The 16,610-nt window shown below is 44.2% G+C and carries 17 protein-coding genes; 6 read left to right on the top strand and 11 right to left on the bottom strand.

Annotated elements, in window-relative coordinates; all coding sequences use genetic code 11:
- Positions 1-13: 13 nt before the first annotated feature.
- The 4 genes from ACX0G9_RS24210 to ACX0G9_RS24195 all read right to left on the bottom strand — a co-directional run bounded on the left by ACX0G9_RS24210 (position 14) and on the right by ACX0G9_RS24195 (position 3,994).
- Complete coding sequence (locus ACX0G9_RS24210) at positions 14-991, bottom strand: glycosyltransferase family 2 protein (RefSeq protein WP_459067544.1); 978 nt, start codon at positions 989-991, stop codon at positions 14-16.
- Positions 992-1,016: 25 nt separating this feature from the next.
- On the bottom strand, positions 1,017-1,592 hold the full coding sequence (locus ACX0G9_RS24205) for a DUF4199 domain-containing protein (RefSeq protein ID WP_459067543.1): 576 nt from the start codon (positions 1,590-1,592) through the stop codon (positions 1,017-1,019).
- Positions 1,593-1,607: 15 nt separating this feature from the next.
- Complete coding sequence (locus tag ACX0G9_RS24200; RefSeq protein ID WP_459067542.1) at positions 1,608-2,897, bottom strand: dihydroorotase; 1,290 nt, start codon at positions 2,895-2,897, stop codon at positions 1,608-1,610.
- Positions 2,898-3,013: 116 nt separating this feature from the next.
- The gene (locus ACX0G9_RS24195; protein WP_459067541.1) at positions 3,014-3,994 is read right to left on the bottom strand and encodes a hypothetical protein; all 981 of its coding nucleotides are present in this window, start codon (positions 3,992-3,994) and stop codon (positions 3,014-3,016) included.
- 251 nt (positions 3,995-4,245) lie between these two features.
- Here ACX0G9_RS24195 and ACX0G9_RS24190 point away from each other — a divergent pair, with 251 nt between their 5' ends.
- Positions 4,246-5,238 (top strand): nucleoside hydrolase, encoded by a 993-nt coding sequence (locus ACX0G9_RS24190; RefSeq protein WP_459067540.1) that lies wholly within the window; start codon positions 4,246-4,248, stop codon positions 5,236-5,238.
- Between the two features lie 82 nt (positions 5,239-5,320).
- Entirely contained in the window at positions 5,321-6,817 is a 1,497-nt protein-coding gene (locus tag ACX0G9_RS24185; protein WP_459067539.1) for a hypothetical protein, read from the top strand.
- Here the strand turns inward: ACX0G9_RS24185 and ACX0G9_RS24180 are convergent.
- Positions 6,773-9,010: a cation:proton antiporter domain-containing protein gene (locus tag ACX0G9_RS24180; RefSeq protein WP_459067538.1), complete on the bottom strand. Its 2,238-nt coding sequence runs from the start codon at positions 9,008-9,010 to the stop codon at positions 6,773-6,775. The genes ACX0G9_RS24185 and ACX0G9_RS24180 overlap by 45 nt on opposite strands.
- A gap of 141 nt (positions 9,011-9,151) precedes the next feature.
- On the opposite strand from ACX0G9_RS24180, the gene ACX0G9_RS24175 reads away from it, so the two are divergent.
- Positions 9,152-10,048 carry a helix-turn-helix domain-containing protein gene (locus tag ACX0G9_RS24175; RefSeq protein WP_459067537.1) on the top strand — a complete coding sequence of 299 codons (897 nt, stop codon included), beginning with the start codon at positions 9,152-9,154 and terminating at the stop codon, positions 10,046-10,048.
- Between the two features lie 41 nt (positions 10,049-10,089).
- On the opposite strand, the gene ACX0G9_RS24170 is transcribed toward ACX0G9_RS24175, so the two are convergent.
- Positions 10,090-11,334 carry a sugar MFS transporter gene (locus ACX0G9_RS24170; protein ID WP_459067536.1) on the bottom strand — a complete coding sequence of 415 codons (1,245 nt, stop codon included), beginning with the start codon at positions 11,332-11,334 and terminating at the stop codon, positions 10,090-10,092.
- Positions 11,335-11,358: 24 nt separating this feature from the next.
- Positions 11,359-12,177 carry an N-acetylmuramic acid 6-phosphate etherase gene (locus ACX0G9_RS24165; protein ID WP_459067535.1) on the bottom strand — a complete coding sequence of 273 codons (819 nt, stop codon included), beginning with the start codon at positions 12,175-12,177 and terminating at the stop codon, positions 11,359-11,361.
- Between the two features lie 112 nt (positions 12,178-12,289).
- Here ACX0G9_RS24165 and ACX0G9_RS24160 point away from each other — a divergent pair, with 112 nt between their 5' ends.
- Complete coding sequence (locus ACX0G9_RS24160) at positions 12,290-13,039, top strand: DeoR/GlpR family DNA-binding transcription regulator (protein ID WP_459067534.1); 750 nt, start codon at positions 12,290-12,292, stop codon at positions 13,037-13,039.
- A 4-nt stretch (positions 13,040-13,043) separates the two neighbouring features.
- Here the strand turns inward: ACX0G9_RS24160 and ACX0G9_RS24155 are convergent, their stop codons facing one another.
- From ACX0G9_RS24155 to ACX0G9_RS24140, 4 genes are all read right to left on the bottom strand, one after another.
- Positions 13,044-13,403 (bottom strand): hypothetical protein, encoded by a 360-nt coding sequence (locus ACX0G9_RS24155; protein ID WP_459067533.1) that lies wholly within the window; start codon positions 13,401-13,403, stop codon positions 13,044-13,046.
- A gap of 54 nt (positions 13,404-13,457) precedes the next feature.
- Positions 13,458-13,901, bottom strand: coding sequence for a DinB family protein (locus ACX0G9_RS24150; RefSeq protein WP_459067532.1), 444 nt, complete (start codon positions 13,899-13,901; stop codon positions 13,458-13,460).
- A 67-nt stretch (positions 13,902-13,968) separates the two neighbouring features.
- A complete protein-coding gene (locus ACX0G9_RS24145) occupies positions 13,969-14,376 on the bottom strand; it encodes a VOC family protein (RefSeq protein WP_459067531.1) in 408 nt (135 codons plus the stop codon).
- Between the two features lie 76 nt (positions 14,377-14,452).
- The gene (locus ACX0G9_RS24140; protein ID WP_459067530.1) at positions 14,453-14,875 is read right to left on the bottom strand and encodes a helix-turn-helix domain-containing protein; all 423 of its coding nucleotides are present in this window, start codon (positions 14,873-14,875) and stop codon (positions 14,453-14,455) included.
- Positions 14,876-15,068: 193 nt separating this feature from the next.
- Here ACX0G9_RS24140 and ACX0G9_RS24135 point away from each other — a divergent pair, with 193 nt between their 5' ends.
- Positions 15,069-15,935 carry a helix-turn-helix domain-containing protein gene (locus tag ACX0G9_RS24135; protein WP_459067529.1) on the top strand — a complete coding sequence of 289 codons (867 nt, stop codon included), beginning with the start codon at positions 15,069-15,071 and terminating at the stop codon, positions 15,933-15,935.
- 56 nt (positions 15,936-15,991) lie between these two features.
- Positions 15,992-16,594, top strand: a complete 603-nt coding sequence (locus ACX0G9_RS24130) for a short chain dehydrogenase (protein WP_459067528.1) — start codon at positions 15,992-15,994, stop codon at positions 16,592-16,594.
- Positions 16,595-16,610 lie beyond the last annotated feature (16 nt).

Here is a 16,610-nt window from a genome sequence, read left to right as displayed (position 1 = left end):
ATTCAGGTTTTTTTTAAATAAATTCACCTTTGGGAGCGGGTGATGGAGACTCCAATCCCAGCTTTTGTTCGATGAGATAAGAATTTCGTCCGGGAGAATTCCGGGAGAGTAACTCCGCTATAAAACCGGCCAGGAATAACTGGCTGCCGATAACCATCAGGATCAGCGCAATAAAGAAAGTAGGCCGGTTCGTTAATGAAACGGCCGGATTCAGGATCTTGGAGATCGTAAGATATATGGTAATTCCCGACCCTACCAGGAAACATAATACGCCAAGCGGTCCGAAAAAATGCATCGGACGTTTGCCGTATTTCCCGACGAACATAATGGAAGCCAAATCCAATAGACCCTTCAGACCACGACCCAGACCGCCGAACTTGGTATACCCATATTTCCGGGCGCGGTGCTGGACCACTTTTTCACCAATTTTTTTAAATCCGGCCCATTTGGCGATAACGGGAATGTAACGATGCATCTCCCCATATACTTCAATGCTCTTTACTACACTGCGGCGGTAAGCTTTCAGACCACAATTAAAATCATGTAAGGGTATCTTGGTAACTTTTGAAGCGATCCAGTTAAAGAGTTTGGAAGGAAAGGTTTTGGAAAAAGGGTCATGACGCAGCTTCTTCCAACCGCTCACCATATCGAGTTTTTCCTCAAGGATCATGCGACGCAATTCGGGAATTTCATCCGGACTATCCTGCATATCTGCATCCATCGTGATCACGACCTCGCCTTTTGAGGCTTTGAAACCTTCGTTTAACGCTGCGGATTTACCATAATTCCTTTGGAATTTGATTCCTTTGATACTGGGATTGAATTCCCGGAGATTTTCAATTACCTGCCAGGAACTATCTGTACTGCCATCATCTACAAGAAGGATCTCGCAGGAAAGCCGATTCTCCTTAACTACGCGTTCGATCCAACTGCATAACTCCGGCAGCGATTCCTCTTCGTTGAGTACTGGTATGACTATAGAGATATCCATTTCTTTTTTATTGAATATTTCCGGATTATTGAATAGTTCCGGCCTGATAATCCCTGTCCGGAAATACTTCTTTTTTCTTTTTGACAATGGCCGCTATGATAAGGGCAAAAATAAAGTGAATGATGCACCAGATCGAGAATCCCTGGATCATACTGGTAAATGAAAATTGGTCCTTTCCCCGTTGTTCTGCCATGGTCTGATCCAATTTGTCCTCACTGAGGCCAAATTTTCTAAAGACTTCTTCCGTTTTTTCAAGCACAGCCTGCGTATAGGCCTTTTTAAAAACGGGATCTATATAATTCAGCAACAATTCGGTAAAAAGCGTCTGTGCTGCCAGACCTATGACAAATACAGTAAAACAGGTCTTCAGGGCCGATTGAAATGCAATAAACCCTCCGTTCGCTTTTTTTTCAGCCAAAGCTGCAGCAACAGCAAGACCGATTAAAATAACATAGGAAAGATAGTTGCCATTTCCCATAAAAGTCTTTACCCCACCACGGTATAGAACTGTTGTAAGAATCACAATACTTAAACCTGCGATCAGGCCAAAGACCAACCCATATGATCTTCTTTTTATCGGAGCGGCAGGCTGAATTTCCATGTTCACTTTATGGTTTTAATCGGTTCCCTTGTTATTCAAAATTATTTTCTCTCCATTAATAACCCCGATAACTTTCCCTTTCAGTTCCTGACCGGTAAATGCTGTGTTTTTTGACTTGGAAAGTATCGTTTTCTCCTGAACCAGGGTGGACCCTTCAGGATCGAAAAGAGTAAGGGAACAGGTCTGGCCCTCAGCAAGCGAAGGCTGCTCCATAGCAAACAAACGTCTTGCATTCAAGCTCAAAAGGTTCACGATCTTTTCCGGGCTTAACTCCGGAAGGGCAGTCCGGACAGCGGCGTAAGTTGTTTCCAGACCGATCATTCCTGGCCGGGCATATTCGAACTCCACGATTTTGCTGTCATATTCATGCGGAAAATGGTGAGAGGCAATACAATCTATCGTTCCGTCCAATACTGCCTTTTTCAGGCTGTCGACTGAATGCTGATCCCTTAAGGGCGGGAAAACCTTAAGATTGGTATCATAATTTACGAGTGCCGCATCCGTAAAAGATAAATGGTAAGGGGTAACCGAACAACTTACGGCTAAACCCCCATCTTTTGCCCTCCTGATATAGTCAAGCGAGCGGGGAGAGGTGACACCTGTAAAATGTATCCCGGATCCTGTATAACGGGCCAGCTTAATATCCCGGGCAATGATCAGTTCTTCGGCCATCATAGGTTTGCCGGGCAAACCCAGACGGGTGGAAATAATCCCTTCATTCATCAAACCATTGGATCCTACGGACCGGTCATCCGGAACTTGTATGATCACCCCGTCGAAGGCTTTTACATACTGAAGGCCCTTTAAAAGAAGGCCTGCAGACTGAACGGGATGGGTGCCATCGCTGAAAGCGATAGCTCCGCTATTACGCATATCGTACATTTCAGCCAGATCTTTGCCTTCCAGTCCCCTGGTCATGGCTCCGATTGGCCAGATATTCACCGGAAGCCATCTGGATTGCTGGCGGATATACTCAACCTGGGACTTGGTATCGATAACAGGCCGGGTATTGGGGATCACGAATACATCCGTATACCCACCGGCAGCAGCGGCACGGGAACCCGTTTCAAGGGTTTCCTTGTATTCATAACCGGGGTCGCAAAAATGGGAAAAGATATCCACCCAACCCGGGGATACATGATATCCCGATCCCTGAATAACCAGATCTGCGCCGGTACTTTCGGAAGTGGAAATACCCTCCCGGATAGTAATAATCCGGCCGTTCTCGATTAAAATATCCCTTTTCGTTCCGTTGTGGGAAGAATTCGGGTCAATAATGGTAACCTGTTGTATGAGAATCTTCATCAAAGAAAGAATTGCGCGAAGATATATATTTCTACGGACAAAAAAGGAGGCCCGGGAAATTTCCCGGGCCTCCTTTTTGCCTGATAAATGGCTAATTAATAAGGTAAAATGATTGGTTAATAAGGTAAAATGACCGAACCTGATTTGCCTCCGCTTCCTTCCCAGCTTGCCTTGAAATAGTAAGTTCCTTCTCCCGGACAGCCTGTTGGCGCTCCGGCTGAATCCAGGCCGAAAGTAAGGGTAGCCGTAATCTCTGGTCTGACAATTTCCATCTGGCCGGCAGTAAGCCTGAAACTGCAATCCTGACGACTGATCAAAGGCTGTGTTATAAGCGTTTCAAAGTTATTGCCAAAACGATTGATACCCCACTGCTCAATTCCGGTAGCAGTTCCATCTGAATGGGTACCGGTAAGGGTAATGACAATGCCATTATTGTAGGTATAAACCCGTTTGCGGGCTACCTGCCAGGCACGTTTGGTACCGTCGTCAAAAGTAATGGACATGTTGTCACTGGTAATAGTCTCAGTGATATTTTCTCTTTTAGCGAGGTCGATAAGACGCCCTCCGTAAACATTTGTATAAATATGGGTTCCGTTCAGGGTAATACTCTTATTATCACTGACCCGGGTAATTTTCAGATTCTGGATGTTAACGGTAACAACGGCTCCGGTATCACGCCAATGAACACCTGCCGGAATGGAAATCGTCACCACCCCGGTACGGGTGCGGTTACCGGCACAATTCGTTCCATTATAAGTGATCGTGATCACTTTGGGATTAACAGTTGTATCTACCGTGACACTGGCATCACAGATTAGCGAAGCCACGCTAACCGCACCTGATGTCTGGATTCCGGAAGAATAGCCCGTCCCTATGGTAGATCCTACCCCGGGGCTGTTAAGGGACGTTTCGACGTCGTTAGAAACGGCATCATTCTCACCGGACACCCGGGACTGGTCATCAGACTGGGTTTGAAGAGCGGCTGTGGTCAGACTGGCACTATCTCCATTGTCTTTGCCGTTATTCTTATTACAGGCAAAAATGAGCCCTACCAATGCGGTAAGGGTGGCAAAACGATAAAGGACCTTTGTGTTCATAAATGTTATTTTAGCTTTTTTTATGGGTTTCAAGAATGGTTTTATTTAGGACGACATAGAAATCGCATAGTTTAACGCATAGACATATTTATTATTTTCGTTAGAGGTTGATTCGGGAAAAATTCCGCAAAGCCTTGTGGTTATTGATAAAAAAGGGTTACTTTTTACTGTTAATTTGCGGAAATCCCCGCAACAGGACAATTAAATGCTGAAAAATATTGTGCTGAACAATAAAAAAAAAATTTAAAAAAATGCTGTACAGATTAATTTCATTTATCCTTTTGCTTAATATAGGAAACCTTGTTTCCGCACAGCAAACATCAATCGTTAAGACTCCTGTCATTTTCGATACAGATTTTGGTCCTGATTATGATGATGTGGGAGCTATCACCTTACTTCATGCTTTTGCCGATAGCGGATATATAGATATTCTGGCAACCGGCGCCAGCTGTGATCATAAAAATGCAGCGGCGGCATTAAGTGTATTTAATACTTATTTTTCAAGACCTTTTTTACCGGTTGGCGTGGTAAAAGGGAAAACAGTATCTATCGGGGACTGGCAGCATTGGACAGACACGGTTATTGCCCATTATCCGCATAATCTCCATTCAAATGAAGACGTACCCGATGCCGTTTCGGTTTATCGCCGGCAATTGTCCCTGCAACAGGACCATAGTGTGACGATCATAACCGTTGGATTTTTAACGAATATGGCCAATCTGCTGAGATCAGCGCCTGACAGTTTCTCATCGCTTAGCGGGACTGAGTTGGTAAAAATGAAAGTGAAACGGATGGTATGCATGGCCGGAAGGTTTCCTGGGGGAAAAGAATTCAATGTCGAGAAGGATGCCCGCTCTTCCATGGTGGTCTTCACTACCTGGCCTACTCCTATTCTTTTTTCAGGTTGGGAGATCGGGGTTAAGATACACACAGGGCTACCCCTGATCCGGAATGGCTCCATTAAGAACAGCCCGGTTAAGGATGCATTTGCGATAGCCATACCACAGGCCAAAGAAGACTCCGCCGGAAGGATGAGCTGGGATGAAACGGCCGTACTCATTGCCGTCAAAGGCTGGGAGGAATTTTATACGGTAGAGGAAGGCCGGTTCATTTGTGCGGCAGATGGCAGTAATACCTGGAACAAAGATGGTAAAGGGCATTTTTATATTAAGGAGAAAATTCCTCCGGCTGCCGTTCAGCAAATTATAAATAAGCTGATACAGCATCAGCCTGTCCGTCCCTAAAAAGACGGTTAATAAAAGGTCTCCTCCTTATAAGAAAATGATTTTCCGGGCGTTTCTATGGTTAACGAATAGAAATCAACGGATGAAATACCCCTTACTCTTTTTGTCCTTCTTTATTTGCGTGCAATCCTTTTGCCAGGATCCCTGCAGCAAAAAATCCAAAGTATTCCGGTTCGATCCGAATATTCATCCCTGGACTTTTACGGAGAAACTCGGTAACCATCCTCAATTTCCTTTTCTTCAAAAAGAAAAAGGAGTGATTACCAGGGCCCTTTTCCTTAAAGCGGCTAAAGATCCGGAAAGCAGGAAAAAGTATCCAAAGGAATTTGCCGAATTCAATGAATTGCTGCATGAGCTGGGGTTTAAGGACGGCTATAAAGGGCTATCCCTTTCACATGTTGAAAACCTGTACATCAATCCGGGAACAGCCGGTAATCTTGGATTTTATAATAAAGAAAAGCCGCTCAATAGTTATATCTATATCAGGCTCAACCCTGCCGGAGAAGAACCGGACGGCGTAAGTGCCTGGAAAATAACCGGTCCGGGAGGTTGTTATTTATATGTCCTGCATACTTGTGGAAACGCGTTTTATCCCAGCAAACCAACAGCAGATTGTTGTAAGGAAATTACGGTGGAAACGCATGTGAGTCCGCTGGAAATAAAGAACGAGGTTATTGACAAACCCCTTCATATACGGATCAACTTCTACCAGGCAAAAGTGGTCCGGTCAAAAAACAGGAACGGTAATAACCCCGAAGGCAAAGAGTTCGACACCCTCGTAAATCTGCTCCGGTCTATCGATACGGTTACTTCATTTAAGGATACTGCCGGACGGGGTTTGAAAATAACGGCTGGCCCACTCTTCAATAAAAGCATGATCTGCAAGGATACGATTTTGCACATTTATACTGCTTTGCAGGCGGATAGTACACCCGTTAGCCGTAATCCGATAAATTATATTCTTTCCGATACTTCCTATTTAAAAGAGAAATACGGAAAAAGCAATTCTCCCTGTCATAAAAAATGGGAGCTTTCCCTGGATGGAGGCATTTCTTTTAATACCATACCGCGTTTCGATAATACAACGGTTCATTCCCGTACGAATGGCGGACAGATTGCCGGTGAATTGGCCATTTCAAGGATCTTCAGTCATTGGTTCCAGGCAGGTATATCCGCTTCTTATATTACCCTCGCTTACCAGGATGACGTACCTTATCCGGGTTCTGTTGCAGGGGTCTATAACACGGTTTACCTGGGGAAACCGATCACCCCGGTTCAGTTATTTGGGAAAGCCACAATCGGCGGCCCCCTTGGCTGGCAATCGAATATCTCCCTATCGGCAGGATATTCCATCCCCACTAAAGGGAAGATCGATAACAATGGAAACACCCTGGCGACCAAACCCTCGGTTAAGGGGGGCGTAACCGCCGGGTTTAAATTGGGGGTAGCCTATTTTTTCAATTGTAAATTTGGGATGGGCCTGTCTTTTAACGGTCAGTATTTTTCAAATTCAGGGGCTTTACAAAGTTATCATTTAGTTGCCCTTCCCATCACCCTGGGAATCCGCTACCGTTTTTAATAAGGGACTTTGTACAGATTTGGTGAACTGTTCCATTTTCCTGGCGTCCGCCACAATCCAGACGACATCGTTCCGTTTGAATGGGGTATCAGATGAAGGATTCAGTATCCGCTGTCTGCCTCTTTCTATCCCTACCACAAGACCGTTTGTCTTTTCCCGTATACCAGAAGACCGTATCGTGAGATCCTTCAACGGGCCATGTTCACTGATCACCAGTTTTTGCAGTATCACATTCAGGTCAGGTTGGTCAACCATATCTTTCCCTGTCGTTTCGATGACGGGTTTAAAAGTCTGTAATTGTACATCTGTCCCCAAAATTCCTATTTTATCAAAGGGAAACAGCCTTGCATACCGGTCTGGGGCATAGGTTTTAATTTCCCCTCTTTCAAGGGAAGTGATATTAACTCCATATTTTTCCCTCCAGGCCAATTGCTCCAGTGGTATGCCCAGGTAATCGGCATTCGGGCTGACCTCATAATAGACGATATGGGCATCCCAGGGTGAAAGATTATCCTTTACCCTCTTCAATCTCTCCTTTTCGTTTAAATTATAGAGGAATCGCTCCCTAATACGTGTATAGGAGTTTTCCAGCTTGATTCGAAAAATATAAAGCAATAAAGGCGTAACTACCAGTGTGCCGATCACCGCGGCCCAGAAGGAAAACAACCATTGTTGTACGGCTCCTAAAAGTAGGATGGCCACCAGGATTCGAAGTACTTCGAGAGCGACAAAGGATCCTTTGCGCAATTTCCGGATCGCCAGAGCCCAAAGGAACGGGGAAATGGCCGTCAGGGTAATGACAGCTGTAATGGATCTGGCCAGTAATTCTTTGTCAAAAACGGTTAACATAAAAGGCAGCAAAAACTGATAGGCCAGAATAATGAAAGCGGCTATCATGATGGTGTTGATAGCGATGATACCTATATACTTTTTCAGGATCGTTTTCCATTCACTTTCCACACTGATATTCCTGGTGGCATTACTATACCTGTTCAAGGCTTTCATCCATATGGCGGGAAGCTTTTTTTGCAGCCAGTTAGCAAAAGGCTCGGCTGATTTGATCAGATAGGGAGTGGTAAAGGTGGTAAGTGCCGAAACGGCTACTGCGATCGGGTATAAAAAGCCACTTGTTACTTTTAAGGTTAGTCCAAGCGTGGCAATGATAAAGGAGAACTCTCCAATCTGCGCCAGACTAAACCCAGCCTGAACGGAATTGTTCAGCGGTTGACCGGAAAGCAGCGCTCCTGTCATTGTACTGATTATTTTTCCTACGATAGTAACCACGGAAATCAGCAGGATGGGGCCGCCATATTGTACCAGCATATGCGGATCGATCAGCATACCTACCGATACAAAAAAAATAGCTCCGAAAAGATTTTTGACGGAGGAAACCAGGTGCTCCACTTTCTCGGCAATCTGGGTTTCTGCCAAAAGCGAACCCATGATAAATGCGCCCAGAGCAGGGGAGAAGCCAACTCCTGAAGCGAGCAATACCATTAATAAACATAAAGCCAGGGAAACGATGAGCAACGTTTCATCGTTCATGAACTTTTTTGTTTTTTTGAGGAATGTGGGTAATAGATATATGCCCACCAGGAAAATCAATACTAAGAAAAAACCGAGTTTCCCTATGGAAAAAAGCATATCCACTCCGGAAAACTGTTTGCTCACCGCCAGCGTAGTCAGCAATACCATCAGGGCGATCGCCACGATATCCTCTACGATCAGGGCCCCGAAAACCAGGCTCACAAAACTTTTGTGTTTGATTCCCAGTTCTTCTATGGCTCGAATGATAATGGTGGTAGAGGATACCGATAGGATCCCGCCCAGGAAAATGCTGTCTATAAAAGACCAGCCCAGGAGCTGTCCGGTGAAATATCCAAAGGTTAACATGAGTACGACCTCGACCAGCGCCGTTATACTTGCCGAGCTGCCCACCTGCACCAGCTTTTTAAAACTAAATTCCAGGCCCAGGCTGAACAACAGGAAAATGACTCCTATTTCCGCCCATATATTAATACTGGAGGTTTCGGTAATATTGGGAAAGAACTTAAAATTGGGGCTAATCAGGATACCGGCAATAATATAGCCGAGTACCACGGGTTGTTTTAATTTCTTAAATAAAAGGGTCGTAAAGCCAGCTGCGCTAAGAATTAAAGCCAGATCTTTTATTAATGCCGGAATATGATTCATACCTGTCTTTTCGTTTATTCTAAATCTGCCAAACAGCTAAAGTCTGCATGAATTCTTCAAAGTTATCCTGTTTTGAGGAAAAGATATATATTTATTACCGGAAATCAACCCGGAAATCAACCCGGAAACCAGCCTGGTATTATGGAAGAAAAACAAGAAATCTCCAACGAAAATGGAACCAGTACCCGAAGGATCTGGCAATGCGATGAGATCAGGCTGGGGCATTCCGTTTCAAAATTTTCTTCCCTGGTAAGTATTCCGGCAAGCAGCCCAAATGATGTCGTTCGTATGCATTTTGGTCTCAGGGGTGATTACCGGTTTACGTATAAACAATTGGGAAGATCATTTGATCTGATTGGTGGACACCATAATATCATGTTTTCACCGCAGTTCGATATGGTAGTCGAGAACAAAACCCCGGAGATTGATACCTTCGGTATTCAATTCCCCAAAAATCTTTTTATTGAGTTTACCGAAAATGCCAGTGAAGCCTTACAACGATTTGCCAGCCATATTCTCAGCGGGCAACCAGTTCTGTTATCGGAGAACTGGGGAACCATCGATCCATCCATACAGCGTGTAATTGAGCAGATCATCCATTGCGGTTACTCCGGAGATCTGAAAAAAATATTCCTGCTTTCAAAAAGCATAGAATTGCTGGTACTGGCCTCGGAATCTTATCAATCGGCTTCTGCCAGAAAAGACTTCTTCATTAAAACCAAAAGTGATAAGGAAAAAATCATTGCCGTAAGGGATCTGATCAACGAACGGGTGCATTTCCCCCCTAACTTCTCAGAGATTTCCAGAATGGTCGGGCTCAATGAGTATAAATTAAAACGGGGCTTTAAGGAAACTTTCGGAACAACTGTCTTTGGGTATCTTGCCGAACAGCGTTTATACCTGGCTCACAGATACCTTTTGGACACGAATAAAACAGCTGCTGAAATATCCTTCGATCTGGGATTCTCCACACCCCAGCATTTTAATAATGCCTTCAAAAAAAAATTTGGGGTTACTCCTTTTTCTGTCAGGAAATAATTTCCGGGGAAGGACAGTTAATCCCCTGGTTTATGGCCGGGCTATTTCATTTGCTTTTTATGACCGGAAACGGCATAGTATAAGATACAGGCATAACAGGGAACAACTATCCAGTAGGCCCGCTGCAAATCGAATACATCTGCCAGCCGTCCGTACAACAGGGGCAGCAAGGCTCCGCCGCCGACAGCCATGATCAACAGGGAAGAACCTATTTTGGTAAACCTTCCGAGGCCTGCTATCGCCAAAGGCCAGATAGAGGGCCATACCAGCGAATTGGCAAGACCCAGAAGGGCAATAAAAGCAACAGAAATTACTCCCTTGGTGGATAAAGCTAAAAATGCAAGTATTAGCCCCATGATGGAAGAAATTTTTAATACCCGGACCTGAGAGATATATTTCGGGATGCAAATGATCCCGATCACATATCCTAAAAGCATGCAGGTTAATGTACCGCTGGTAAAGAATTTGGCGGTGGACAACGGAATCCCCTGGGCTGCGCCATAATTTATAATGGTATCGCCGGCGATAACTTCAACGCCAACGTACAGAAAAAGAGTAAGAACGCCTAGCAACAGATGAGGGAAATGAAGGATACTTGTTTTGTGGGTATTGGCAATAGCCACGTCCTGATCTTCCGCATCGGTATCTAATTCCGGGAAATTGGAGAAGTAGACTAATACGGCCAGGATGGCCAGCACCAGCCCAATAATACTGTAGGGCAACAGGATCCTGTGGGTAAGACGATCCAGTTCTTCAATTTTTTGCAGGGCAGGTAATAGTAAGATCCTTTCCTTAATAATATCTGCATCTTTTAATGTAACCGCTCCCAGGATAACCGGCGCCAGCGCCCCCGCCACCCCATTACAAATACCCATGATACTGATCCGTTTGGCTGCGCTCTCTATCGGACCGAGTATGGTGATATATGGATTGGAAGCGGTTTGAAGTATGGCCAGCCCGGTTCCCTGTATGAATAGACCGGATAAAAATAAAGGGTAAAAACGCAGGAATGCGGCAGGGATAAAAAGTAAGGCCCCTACAGCCATAATACCTAAACCAAGGGACATCCCTTTTTTATAACCGGTCTTTTTTAGAATCCAGGCAGAAGGAATCGCCATGACCATATACGATATATAGAACGAAAAGGCGACAAGGTAGGATTCCAGGTTATTGAGCTGACAGGCAATCTTCAGATATGGGATTAACACTGAGCCCAGCCAGGTTACGAATCCGAATACAAAGAATAACACCCCAATAATAAAAATAGGCTGGCCGGATCGTTTCATGGTTAGTTTGGCTTATTTGGTTGTTTATCTTTGGACCTTTTGTAAATGGTCGATTGCCTTGCGGACACTTCCATGTTCCAACAGAAGAGTCCTGGCATTTTCGTATTCCGGTATTCCCGTTTTAGACATCAGCATTTTTACAGCCCGGTCAGTAATTTTATCGTTAATCAATAATACATTCACCATTTGATTGTCTTCGACCCTCCCGAGTTGGATCATGGAGGTCGTACTGATCATATCAAAAATCATTTTTTGAGCGGTAGCACATTTCATCCGGGTACTTCCTGTTATAAATTCCGGGCCGGTTATCACTTCAACAGGGTAATCCGCCTGTTTCGCAATGGGGGAGTCCGGGTTACTGACTATACATGCGGTGGTAATTCCTTGTTGTCTGCATTGTTCCAGCGCACCTAATACAAACGGGGTAGTCCCGCTGGCAGATATCCCGATCACGAGGTCCAGCCCGGATATTTTTTCGGCCTGGAGCCGTTCCCATCCTTCCATCCTGTTGTCTTCCATCTCCTCCCTGGCTTCTGCCAAACGATCAATGCCTCCGGCAAGTATCGCATTTACTATTCCCTTTTCAATGCCATAAGTAGTAGGTAATTCAATGACATCCAGAACAGATAAACGCCCTCCGCTACCGGCACCAACATAGAATAGTCGCCCGCCACCCTTTAGCTTTTCCACGACGGCCTGAATAAGTGTATTAATCCGGGGTAATTCATTGGCAATGATTAGGGGGACAGTCGTATCCTCTTTATTGATGGCCGCAGTAATTTCTTCGATAGAAAGGGTCTCCAAATGCCGGTAATGGGAGGGTTGTTCTGTAACTTTAAGCATAATTTAAGCGGAGTTATAATAGGTTTTTGCGTTTTTATTCGTTTTTGAATTGTGAAAATAGGTGATTTCGTGCAAAGAAGATAGTTTTAGACCCCAATTTTAATTGATTTATATGCTTAGAAAAGAACGCCTCAAAAATATTATGCGGGAAATCAACCTGCATAATAAAGTCCTTTCCGCAGATCTGAGCGCCCAGCTTTCTGTTTCGGAGGATACCATCAGAAGGGATTTGAAAGAACTCGCGGAGGAAGGAGTCATTTTAAAGGTACACGGTGGTGCGATGAGCAAAAGCTTCCATTATCCTTTTGAAGGGCAAAACCAGGTTTATGCCCTGGCCGCGAAACAGACCATAGCGGAAAAGGCTAATGGATTGTTTAAGAAGAATATGTCCATCCTGATCGAGGGAGGGACTACCATCATGGAGATTGCCAAAAAAATTCCGGAAAACCTGCAGGCCACCTTTTTTACGTTAAGCCCAAAGGTTGCCATTGCTCTTTCCGAACATGAACAATTGGAAGTAATGAGCATCGGTGGAAAACTGGGTAAAAATTCCAATTTACATACCGGCGCCAGTGTCATCAATGAATTATCCGGGATTAAGGTGGATCTTTGTATGATCGGTGCCAATGCCTTGTCCGTTCAGGAAGGGTTGACCGATTCAGATTGGGAAGTGGTTCAGGTCATAAAAGCGATGATCAGGTCAGCAAAAAAAGTAGCTGTCGTCAGTATTGCCGAAAAACTAAAAAGTGTACAAAGATTAAAGATTTGTGATCTAAACGCGATCGATTACCTGATCACGGAATTACCACCCGAAAACCCGGTTTTGGCAGATTTTCAGGGAGCAAAATTGATAAAATTATAAGCACCTATTTTGAAAGAAAATTGCCGGGTAAACGCATGCCTTGCTCATCTGCCAGAACTTTTTCCATAACTTTTTGGAGTCCTTTCGGGATGATCTTTTTTTCTTCAGCTGTTAAATCCTGTGTGATCTCGAAAAATTCATCTTCGTCATCGTAATAACCTAAACACAATTCGTAGCGGTCATTGGCATGTAACCGTAATGATATTTCTTTGTCCTCTTCATAGATGTGCATACTGACAAGGGACCATTGTTCATTGTCTTCGAACTCAAAACGGACCTCGACCGCATCCTTATTAATCACCTCTGTTAACAGCTTTTCAACCATTTGGCCTGTATGGTTCTTTAAGAGCTCCTCATATGTCATGTGCATCTTTTTTTATGTTCGGCAAAGATAAATAATTGCTGAACAAAAAAAAGGTTAACTATTAAACTGCCGGAGATGATGGTCGGTATGTTTGTAAGCATGATAGCCTATCTGTTCCTTGGTCATTTTTCCAAAGAAAGGATGCACCAGGTCCGGACTTGAGAAATGGGCATGTTCCTCAATAAGGGCAACCCATTTTGTCCGCTCTCCAAAAAAATCGTCATTTTCTCTGATCCTGAGCTCAGGAACGGTTATTGCATTCTTCATCATGGGTTTTTCGTCTTTTGTGGAACCTTTCAACGCTATTCTACCAAGCAAGCGCCCCATGAATAACCGTTTGTACTTTTTCCTGCCTAAGATCATCTCTTCCCAAAGCCTGCAATGTTTTACCATCTGATAAATATTCATTTTGCCCCATTGGGCCATACTGTTTTCATTAAGCGAATTAATCCTGGCGATCAATTCGTCTCTGGTCGTTTTGTCAAATATGGTTTTCATATTTCCCTTAAAATTTTGGAAATAGTAATAAAATTGTGTCGGGGGAATCGGGGTGGTATCCTATTCGTTAAACAAGTTGTGCGAGAGAAAACCAATTGCCTGAATCGTCCTTAAAAATGGCTTCCGTGCCGTAGAATTCTTTTTTAGGAGCTTTGGTGAACTCGACACCCTTTGCCTTTAATTCTTCATAGGTGGCAAAAATGTCCACACAGGTAAAAAGTCCAACGCCAAAAGTTCCTTTTTGTACCAGATCTTTCAAGACATCAGCCGTTTCCCTGGAGAACATCCCTTTGGTTACAGGAGCTAATATTATTTCAAAACCTGGTTGGTCAGGTGGGCAAACAGTTATCCAGCGTTCATCATTTCCCATGGGTACGTCCATTTTTACCTTAAATCCAAGCTTATTGGTGTAGAAATCCAAAGCACTGTCCTGGTTGAGAACAAACAGGCTTACATGTGTCATTTTTGTTATCATGTGTCTTTCGTTTTACATTGTTTTGGTAAAGAAAGCTAAGGAAGGAGAATTTCATTTCTCCAAAATTGCTGTTTTTTCAGAGCCAGCCATTTTTTTGAGCAAAGCAGCCCGGAATAAAGGCTAAAGGAGAGAGGGCCATTTGAGATTTTATTTGCAGGTGCCGGGCAGCATATGCTGTGGGTGGCATTCCGGCGATTCGTTTGAATAACCTGCTGAAGGAGCCTAAACTTTCAAATCCTACCGCATAACAAACATCAGAGACAGAAACGCCAGTTTTTAGCAACTCCATTGCTTTCTCCATTCTTACAAAAATTAAATATTGATGTGGAGTCTTGCGGTAAATATCCTTGAACTGCCGGATAAAATGAAATTTTGAAAAGTAAGCTTCGTCGGCAATATCGTCAAGGTTGATCTTATCGGCATAATGAGTATCGATGAAGAGTTTGGCCTGAACCAATCGCCTGTAAAAATATATTTTGGGATATTCACTATTTATCATCTTCCTGGCTTTTTTACAGTTGACCCGTCAGGTATACCTAAGCGGTGACTTTTTGAAGCCTAAGTTCTTAAATTTTAAACGCCTGGTCAGGAATAATTATATTGATAGATTAATTTATTGAAATTCAGCTTGTTGTATTTCCCTTGGAAGAAAATAGACCAGATATTTTTTCCGATATTAGCGTTTTATTTATATGAATATACTCTATCGTTTTCCCCCGGCACCGGCAGAAGCCACCGATCCCTCTTTTCTGACGGGCAAATCGGAAACCTATGCGAAGCTCAAGATTGAGTCAAAGGCGGGTAAAAGGACCGTTCTTATGACTGAGCATACCTTGATATTTGTCATGAAGGGAATAAAGCTATTGCATTTTTCGAAGGGGACAATTCGGATATCTCCTGGTGAAGTGATATTGTTGCGGAAGGGTATTTATGTAATGGCGGAATATATCGGGGATGGGCTTGACTTTGAGGCGATGATGCTCTTTCTGCCCGTAAAACTTTTGAGGACTTTGGAGATAGTGGATTCGGGTGACAGGAAGAAGCAGGTTGGGGACTACCTTGTATTTCCGGCAACGGAATTGATCCATGGATTCAAGGATGGATTCAGGAAATATATGGAGAAACCGCCATCAAATTTTGAAGTTTTGTTGCCTTTGAAACAAAAAGAAATCCTTCTATTGTTGATATCGGGTAGCCATGGGGAGGCAGTGAAAAGATTTATTCGCTCTGCCGTGAGCGCCGAGCCTACGGATATTGATTTTGTCGTCAATAGTTACTTATTACAGCCTGTGTCGGTGGCTGAGCTGGCCAATCTGTCGAATTGCAGCCTGGCTAAATTCAAACGGGATTTTCAACGGATTTATAATTCTTCTCCAAGGACATGGATCAGCCGTAAGCGGCTGGAGCATGCCTGTATGTTGCTCCGGAATACAGACATGCCGGTTACCGGGATTGCCCTGGATTGTGGATTTGAGAGCACCTCGTATTTTATCCGGCTTTTCAAAAAGGAATATATGTGTACACCCAGGGAACAAAGAGCTAAAATTGCTATTTTATGAGCTATCCGGGCTAACGGGGAGAGCCGTGTAGGGGCGATCTTTGTCAAAAAAATATTATGAAGATCTTATTGATCGGTGGTAATGGCACCATCGGGAAAAGAGTTGCCGAAGCCTTGAAAGCCCGGCACGAGCTGATCATTGGCGGAAGGGCCAGTGGGGATATTCATGTGGATATTGCCTCGGAAGGATCGATTGCCAATATGTTCAGGCAGGTTGGGAAATTAGACGCCTGTATCTGTACAGCCGGGACAGGTTTTTACGGGCCATTTGAAACGATGACGGCGGAGCATATGAGGCCGGGTCTGGAGGGAAAGTTGATGGGACAGGTCAATCTGGTGCTGATCGGGAAAGAATACCTGAGGGAGGGCGGTTCTTTTACATTGACGTCGGGGATAGCCTCGGAGATGCCTGCACGGAACGGAACTTGTGTAGCCATGATCAACGGGGCTATCAATAGTTGGGTCCTTGGGGCCGCACAGGAGTTAAGACAGGACAGACGCATCAACGCCGTTAGTCCCGGGTTGGTGGAAGACAGCTATGAACGGTATGGCGCCTTTTTCCCTGGATATGACCTGGTACCGATGAGTAAGGTGGTCAATGCCTATTTACTTAGTGTGGAGGGTGCAATTACCGGAAAGATATTGAGGGTATATGCATGAGGTGCCTGAACCTGAT

The organism is Flavitalea flava, assembly GCF_054461575.1.
This window is presented reverse-complemented; position numbering and strand designations above follow the sequence as displayed.

Excerpts from the sequence above, each read along its gene's own strand:
- ACX0G9_RS24150 (WP_459067532.1), bottom strand. The coding sequence starts at position 13,901 with ATGAAAACCATATTTGACAAAACGACCAGAGACGAATTGATCGCCAGG.
- ACX0G9_RS24170 (WP_459067536.1), bottom strand. The coding sequence starts at position 11,334 with ATGAAACGATCCGGCCAGCCTATTTTTATTATTGGGGTGTTATTCTTT.
- ACX0G9_RS24205 (WP_459067543.1), bottom strand. The coding sequence starts at position 1,592 with ATGGAAATTCAGCCTGCCGCTCCGATAAAAAGAAGATCATATGGGTTG.
- ACX0G9_RS24200 (WP_459067542.1), bottom strand. The coding sequence starts at position 2,897 with ATGAAGATTCTCATACAACAGGTTACCATTATTGACCCGAATTCTTCC.
- ACX0G9_RS24160 (WP_459067534.1), top strand. The coding sequence starts at position 12,290 with ATGCTTAGAAAAGAACGCCTCAAAAATATTATGCGGGAAATCAACCTG.
- ACX0G9_RS24145 (WP_459067531.1), bottom strand. The coding sequence starts at position 14,376 with ATGATAACAAAAATGACACATGTAAGCCTGTTTGTTCTCAACCAGGAC.
- ACX0G9_RS24130 (WP_459067528.1), top strand. The coding sequence starts at position 15,992 with ATGAAGATCTTATTGATCGGTGGTAATGGCACCATCGGGAAAAGAGTT.
- ACX0G9_RS24135 (WP_459067529.1), top strand. The coding sequence starts at position 15,069 with ATGAATATACTCTATCGTTTTCCCCCGGCACCGGCAGAAGCCACCGAT.
- ACX0G9_RS24190 (WP_459067540.1), top strand. The coding sequence starts at position 4,246 with ATGCTGTACAGATTAATTTCATTTATCCTTTTGCTTAATATAGGAAAC.
- ACX0G9_RS24180 (WP_459067538.1), bottom strand. The coding sequence starts at position 9,010 with ATGAATCATATTCCGGCATTAATAAAAGATCTGGCTTTAATTCTTAGC.
- ACX0G9_RS24155 (WP_459067533.1), bottom strand. The coding sequence starts at position 13,403 with ATGACATATGAGGAGCTCTTAAAGAACCATACAGGCCAAATGGTTGAA.
- ACX0G9_RS24195 (WP_459067541.1), bottom strand. The coding sequence starts at position 3,994 with ATGAACACAAAGGTCCTTTATCGTTTTGCCACCCTTACCGCATTGGTA.
- ACX0G9_RS24165 (WP_459067535.1), bottom strand. The coding sequence starts at position 12,177 with ATGCTTAAAGTTACAGAACAACCCTCCCATTACCGGCATTTGGAGACC.
- ACX0G9_RS24210 (WP_459067544.1), bottom strand. The coding sequence starts at position 991 with ATGGATATCTCTATAGTCATACCAGTACTCAACGAAGAGGAATCGCTG.
- ACX0G9_RS24175 (WP_459067537.1), top strand. The coding sequence starts at position 9,152 with ATGGAAGAAAAACAAGAAATCTCCAACGAAAATGGAACCAGTACCCGA.
- ACX0G9_RS24140 (WP_459067530.1), bottom strand. The coding sequence starts at position 14,875 with ATGATAAATAGTGAATATCCCAAAATATATTTTTACAGGCGATTGGTT.
- ACX0G9_RS24185 (WP_459067539.1), top strand. The coding sequence starts at position 5,321 with ATGAAATACCCCTTACTCTTTTTGTCCTTCTTTATTTGCGTGCAATCC.